7 protein-coding genes are annotated in these 6,546 nt (G+C 67.5%); 6 read left to right on the forward strand and 1 reads right to left on the reverse strand.

Going from position 1 to position 6,546, the window contains the following annotated elements; translation table 11 throughout:
* Positions 1 to 37 precede the first annotated feature (37 nt).
* The 5 genes from proS (at position 38) to GH815_RS10845 (ending at position 4,923) form a co-directional block, all read left to right on the forward strand.
* The gene (gene proS, locus GH815_RS10825; protein ID WP_153748787.1) at positions 38 to 1,426 is read left to right on the forward strand and encodes a proline--tRNA ligase; all 1,389 of its coding nucleotides are present in this window, start codon (positions 38 to 40) and stop codon (positions 1,424 to 1,426) included.
* 161 nt (positions 1,427 to 1,587) lie between these two features.
* Complete coding sequence (locus tag GH815_RS10830; RefSeq protein WP_170290337.1) at positions 1,588 to 2,208, forward strand: outer membrane protein; 621 nt, start codon at positions 1,588 to 1,590, stop codon at positions 2,206 to 2,208.
* Between the two features lie 216 nt (positions 2,209 to 2,424).
* Positions 2,425 to 2,838 (forward strand): SET domain-containing protein, encoded by a 414-nt coding sequence (locus GH815_RS10835; RefSeq protein ID WP_153748789.1) that lies wholly within the window; start codon positions 2,425 to 2,427, stop codon positions 2,836 to 2,838.
* Between the two features lie 128 nt (positions 2,839 to 2,966).
* Entirely contained in the window at positions 2,967 to 4,253 is a 1,287-nt protein-coding gene (locus tag GH815_RS10840; protein WP_153748790.1) for a lipoprotein-releasing ABC transporter permease subunit, read from the forward strand.
* Positions 4,246 to 4,923, forward strand: coding sequence for an ABC transporter ATP-binding protein (locus GH815_RS10845; protein WP_153748791.1), 678 nt, complete (start codon positions 4,246 to 4,248; stop codon positions 4,921 to 4,923). The genes GH815_RS10840 and GH815_RS10845 overlap by 8 nt, the downstream gene beginning before the upstream one ends.
* Before the next feature lie 83 nt (positions 4,924 to 5,006).
* Here GH815_RS10845 and GH815_RS10850 read toward each other — a convergent pair whose 3' ends face one another.
* Positions 5,007 to 5,963, reverse strand: coding sequence for a phosphotransferase family protein (locus GH815_RS10850; protein WP_153748792.1), 957 nt, complete (start codon positions 5,961 to 5,963; stop codon positions 5,007 to 5,009).
* Positions 5,964 to 6,080: 117 nt separating this feature from the next.
* Between GH815_RS10850 and GH815_RS10855 the strand changes: the two genes are divergently transcribed.
* A complete protein-coding gene (locus tag GH815_RS10855) occupies positions 6,081 to 6,473 on the forward strand; it encodes a c-type cytochrome (protein WP_153748793.1) in 393 nt (130 codons plus the stop codon).
* Positions 6,474 to 6,546 lie beyond the last annotated feature (73 nt).

The following is a 6,546-nucleotide window of genomic DNA, read 5'->3' on the forward strand; positions in this document are numbered from 1 at the left end:
GGGTCGGGAACGCGAATTCACGAGGAAAAGGTCGAAAATGCGCCTGTCCCGCTACTTCCTGCCGGTGCTCAAGGAAACCCCCGCCGAGGCCCAGATCGCCAGCCACCGGCTGATGCTGCGCGCGGGCATGATCAAGCAGGCATCCGCGGGCATCTACTCGTGGCTGCCCATGGGCTTCAAGGTGCTGAAGCGGATCGAGCAGATCGTGCACGAGGAACAGATCCGCGCAGGCCATATCCCGATGCTGATGCCGACGCTGCAATCGGCGGATCTGTGGCGCGAGTCGGGCCGCTACGACGATTACGGCGAGGAGATGCTGCGCATCAAGGACCGCCACGGCCGCGACATCCTTTATGGCCCCACCAACGAGGAGATGATCACCGACATCTTCCGCGCCCATGTCGGCAGCTACAAGGATCTGCCGCTGACGCTTTACCATATCCAGTGGAAGTTCCGCGACGAGATCCGCCCCCGCTTCGGCGTGATGCGCGGGCGCGAATTCTACATGAAGGACGGCTACAATTTCGACATCGACTACGATGCCGCCATCCACGCCTATAACCGGCACATGGTCAGCTATTTGCGCACCTATGAGCGGATGGGCCTCAAGGCGATCCCGATGCGCGCCGATAGCGGGCCCATCGGCGGCGAGGACACCCACGAATTCCTCGTGCTGGCCGAGACCGGCGAGTCCGAGGTGTTCTATGACAGCGCCATCCTCGATCTGAAACTGGGGGATCGGGCCGTGAACTATGACGACCGGGCGGAATGCGCCGGGATCGTCAGGGAATGGACCACCCCCTATGCCCGCACCGACGAAACCCATGACGAGGCGATCTATGGCCAGATCCCGGCCGAGCGGCGCAAATCCTCGCGCGGCATCGAGGTCGGCCAGATCTTCTATTTCGGCACCAAGTATTCCGAGCCGATGGGCGCCACCGTCACCAATGACAAGGGCGAGCGCTTGCCCGTCCACATGGGCAGCCACGGCATCGGCGTGTCGCGTCTGGTCGGCGCGCTGATCGAGGCCAACCATGACGAGCAGGGCATCATCTGGCCCGAGGGCGTGACCCCCTTCCATTGCGGCATCGTCAACCTGAAACAGGGCGATGCCGAGGCCGACGCCGCCTGCGCCGGGCTTTACAAGGCGCTGGCCGAAAAGGGGCTGGAACCGCTCTATGACGACCGCGAGGAACGCGCAGGCGCAAAATTCGCGACGATGGACCTGATCGGTCTGCCCTGGCGGATCACAGTCGGCCCGCGCGGGCTGAAATCGGGCGTGGTCGAACTGACCTGCCGCCGCACCGGCACCAGCGAGGAGATGTCCCCCGAGGCGGCCGTGGCGCGCGTGGCCGAGATCTACGCCCCCCACACCGCCCCGCATTGGGAACCGATGGCGAAATCCAGCTTCCACACCTGGCTCTGAGCGACGCCGCATCCTGCCTCTTTCCCGGGCAACCTTTTGGAGCCCGGGAAAAAGGCGCCATGCGGCAAGATCGGATTTGCCTGCGGATCGAAAAGCGGTTAACGGCTCGATCAGGTCCGGGACAAGGGCCATCGAGGCAGATCACGCAGGAGCAGATTGGAATGAATACCGCATCACTGGTTGTCGCGGCGGGCCTTGCCCTGACCGTGACGGCAGAAGCCGTGCAGGCCCAGTCGGCCTTTGACGGCGCCTATTTCGGCTTCGGCATCGGCAAGGGCAATGCCGAGACCGGCCAGGAGGGCACCAGTCTCGAAATGCCCGACGCCAAGGGGGCGATCGGGTCCGCCCTTGTGGGCTATACTGCTTCGACGGGCGCGCTGGTTTACGGCGTCGAGGCGGATATCGCCAAGACGAACATGGATGGCACCGGCACCTGCAACCTGCGCCCGTGCAGTGCCGAGGTGAAATCTCTGGCCTCGGTCCGGGCACGCGCCGGGGTGGTGGCGGCCGATACGCTGATCTATGCCACCGCCGGGGCAGCGACGGCCAAGGTGGACCTGACCGCGCAGGATTCGCTGGGCGGCGATCATTCGGACGACAAGAGGGTCAAGGGCTGGGTCGCGGGCGTCGGTGTGGAACGCCCCGTCGCCGATGGCTGGAACCTGCGGGGCGAGGTCATGCGCTATGGGTTCCGCAAGCGCGATTACGATCTCGACGTGCCCTATACCAACATGAAGACCGACATGACCGCGGCCCGGGTCGCGCTGACCCACCGGTTCTGATCCGTTCCCTGTCCGGGCTGGCCCAGCGGCTGGCCCGGACCTGTTCCCGGGCGGCAGCGCGCGCTTTCCGCCGATGCCCGGACGTCCCCCCATCCTGGCCATTGATTTTCTGCCGCGTTGCTTCACTCTCGCCTGTTGCGCGCGCCGCCACGCGCTGACGCAAGTCACCTTCGACATCCCGGCTGGCGGCCCGGCCCTTCAGAAGGAAACAGGCGCATGATGACAGTGCGCTGCTACCTCGCCCCGTCCGAGATCGAAGGACTCGGCGTCTTCTGCCGTGACGACATACGCAAGGGTCAGAATGTCTGGCGGTTCGACCCGGTGCTGGACATCCGTTATCCCGCCAGCATCCTCGACAGCGTCGAGCCACATGTGCGCGAGTTCCTCGAACGCTATTCCTATCCCGACTGGACCGACCCGAGCAGGATCATCCTCGAATGCGACGAGGGCCGGTTCATGAACCATGCCGACGAGCCGAACCTTGATTTCTCCGATCAGGTTCACGGCATCGCGCGCTGGGACATTCCGGCGGGCACGGAACTGACCTGTCATTACGCGACCTTCACGCTGGGCGAGATCCAGATGCAGCCGCCGCGCCATCAGGTCCGGGTTCCGGCCAGCGCGGCCTGATCCCCGACAGCACGACCCGGCCGCCGGGATGCCCTGGCGGCCGATGCGCGGGACGGACCCGTTTTGTCGCTTGACGCTGCCGCGCTGCCCGACCACTGTCCGCCCGCGCAACCGACCGGAATGGACCCTTGGCCCGGACCCCTCCCCCCTTTGCCCCGTTCGAATGGATGATCGCCTGGCGCTACCTGCGCGCGCGTCGCGCCGAGGGCGGCGTCAGCGTGATGACCTGGATCAGCCTGATAGGCATCACGCTGGCCGTCTTCGCGCTGATCGCGACGCTCGCTGTCCGCGCCGGTTTCCGCGCCGAGTTCGTCGATACGATTCTGGGCGCGAATGCCCATGTTACGGTCTATTCCTCGACCCAGTTCGACGAGCAGGGCGTGGCCAGCCGCACCATCCCCGATTACGAGGCGATGGCCGAACGGCTGCGCGCGGTGCCCGGCGTGACCCGCGTGGCGCCGCTGGTCCGCGGGCAGGTGATGGCGGCCTCGGGTTCGGGCAATTCCGGGGTCGAGGTCTATGGCATAGCGCCCGAGGATCTGGCCACGATTCCGCGCATCGCCGATCCCGAGACCGCGCAGGGCGATATCGCGCGGTTTTCCGAAGGCATCGCCATCGGTTCGGGCGTGGCGCGCGAATTGCGGGTGGGGGTGGGCGACCGGATCCGGCTGATCTCGCCCGAGGGGGTCAAGACCCCGTTCGGCACCAGCCCCCGCGTCAACGCCTATGAAATCGTCTATGTCTTCTCGGCGGGCCGCTACGACATCGACCGCACCCGCATCTACATGCCCTTTGCAGAGGCGCAGGGCTATTTCAACCGCGAGGGCGTGGCCGACGAACTGGAAGTCATGGTCGCCGATCCCGAGAGGATCGACGAGATGACGCTGCCCTTGCTGCGCGCGGGCGGCGAACGGGTTCTGCTCTGGACCTGGCGCGACGCCTCGGGGGCGTTCCTGCGCGCGCTCGATATCGAGGACAACGTGATGTTCATCATCCTGTCGATCCTCGTCCTGATCGCGGCGATGAACATCGTCTCGGGCCTTATCATGCTGGTCAAGAACAAGGGGCGCGATATTGGCATCCTGCGCACCATGGGCCTGACCGAAGGCGCGGTGCTGCGCGTCTTCTTCATCTGCGGCGCTTTCGTGGGGCTGATCGGCACATTCTTCGGCGTGATCCTCGGCTGCCTGTTCGCGATCTGGATCGACCCGATCTTCTCGGCGGTGAACTATGTCGCGGGCGGCGGGGTCTGGGATCCCTCGATCCGCGGCATCTATGAGTTGCCCGCCAAGCTTCAGGCGCGGGACGTGCTGTCGGCGGTGGTGCTGTCGCTGGGCCTGTCCTTTGTCGTCACGATCTTTCCGGCGCGGCGCGCGGCACGGATGAACCCGGTGGAGGCGCTGCGTTATGAGTGACCCGGCGCTGCTGCTCGACGGCGTCGAGAAACGCTACAATCCCGGCACGCCCGGCGAGGTGCGGGTGCTGTCCGGCGCCTCGCTGAGCGTCGCACCGGGCGAGGTCGTGGCCCTTGTCGCGCCGTCTGGGGCGGGCAAGTCCACGCTTCTGCATATCGCGGGGCTGCTGGACAAGCCGGATGCGGGTTCGGTCAGGATCGCGGGGCAGGAGATGGGCGCGGCCTCGGACCGCCGACGCACGGCGGCGCGGCGGGCCGATATCGGCTTCGTCTACCAGTTCCACCACCTGCTGCCCGAATTCACCGCGGCCGAGAATGTCGTGCTGCCGCAACTGGCCGATGGCCGCCCCCGGGCCGAGGCCGAGGCACGCGCGCGCGCGCTGCTGGAGCGGATGGGGGTGGGGGGGCGCGCCGATCATCGCCCGGCGGCGCTATCGGGCGGCGAACAGCAGCGCGTCGCGGTCTGCCGGGCGCTCGCGAATGGCCCGCGGCTGTTGCTGGCCGACGAGCCCACCGGCAATCTCGACCCTGCAACGTCCGACCGGGTCTTTGCCGCGCTGATGGAACTGGTGCGCGGCACCGGGCTGGCGGCGCTGATCGCGACACATAACCTGGAGCTTGCCGCCCGCATGGATCGTGTCCTACACCTTCAGGAGGGGCGGCTCGTCTGACCGCCCGCGCACCGGCCCGGCCGTGGTCTTGGCCGGTGCGGGTGCGTTTGGGTATTTTGACCAAGAAGAAGGGGCGGTCGCGCTCAGATCAGGGGCGCGCCATTGCCTTCGAGGAAATGGGCAATCGCCTCGCGGACGAGGGCGGCGCGGTCGGGCGAAAGGTCGGCCCGGCCCATCCACTCGGCCAGTTCGATACCGATGAAGAAGGGCAGGTGCAGGGCCAGTTCAGGCCGTTCAAGCTGCGTCAGCGGCGCGGTCAGGGCGGCGATATCATCCGCGTCGACGCCGAACCGGCGCTGTCCGCCGGGCCGGGGGTGGGTCAGGTGCAGATCGACCACGAAGCGCGCGAGGTCGCGCACCACCGGCTGCCAATGGGCGCCCTGCATGGCGACCCCGCACAGCACATCGCCGCTGTGCACCAGATGGGCGGGCCGGAAATCGCCATGGCAATGGGCCTGGGTCACAGGCTTGCCCGCGACGGTCGGCAGCAGCGCCTCGAGCCGGGTGGCAAGGTCGCGCGCCAGTGCGCGGTCTTCGCGCCCGCTGGTCCGCGCCAGTGCGCGGTCGGCGTTGCGAACCCAGTGCCGCCCGCCGAACACCGCCTGGCGGTGCGCTTCGGCGACGATCCGGGCAAGCCATGCCCCCGCCTCGGCGATCAGCGCGTCGCGTTCGGCGGGTGTGGCCAGCGCCAGCGCGGTGTCCAGCCGCTCGCCCGCGACATCGGCGGTGAGGGTGAGGCCTTCGCCGGGCCAGGCGGCGACCAGCGGGGCGATGCGGAACCGCTCGTTTGCCAGCGCCGCCCCGAGCTGTTCCAGATCGCGCTTGCGTCGGCGTGCCCGGTCCACATGCCCTTCGCCCTGAAACAGCGTCAGCATCGCTGATGCGCCGTTGTAGCGGCCGCGAAAGATCGCCGTCCGGCCATCGGCAAACAGCGCCGTCTCGCTGTGGAACTGCGCCACGGCGGGACGCCGCGCCTGAATCTCGCACAGCGTTTCGGCCGCGTCGAGCAGATGTTCAAGTTCGCCAAGATCCCGCGCCATGGGGCGAATCTCTGACGTGGGGCGGGGATCGTCAAGCGTGATCGGCGCTTGATCCCGGTCAAGGCGTCGTTGCCGGGCAGGGCGCTAGGCTTGGGTCCGACGCCAAGGAGGCCGCCCATGCGCATCCCGTCTGCCGCGCTTGCCCTTTGCCTTGCCGCTGCGCCGCTTGCCGCCGAGCCGCCCTCGGGTGCTGCGCTGTTCCGCGCCCATTGCGCGACCTGCCATGGGCTGGCCGCGCGCGGTGACGGGCCGATGGCCGCGATCCTGACGGTGGCGATGCCCGATCTGTCCCTTCTGGCCGCGGATCAGGGCGGCGCCTTTCCGCTGGCAAGGGTGATCGCCGTCATCGACGGGCGGACCGCGCTTGCGGGGCATGGCGGGCCAATGCCGCTATACGGCTTTTCGCTGCGCGGCGAGGCGGTTGCGCTGACTGCCCCCTCGGGCGAGGAGATCCGCACCAGCGCCGAGATCGCCGCCATCGCGCGCTGGCTGGAAAGCATCCAGCGCTAGGTTCTGAACTCATAAACGGGCTTCCCCTTTGTTTGGGGCTGTGGTTCCCTTTCGGAGAGGGAGGTGGTCATGG

Origin of the sequence: Rhodovulum strictum (genome assembly GCF_009649175.1) — a bacterium.
In the GTDB taxonomy this organism is placed as follows: Bacteria; Pseudomonadota; Alphaproteobacteria; order Rhodobacterales; family Rhodobacteraceae; genus Rhodovulum; species Rhodovulum strictum.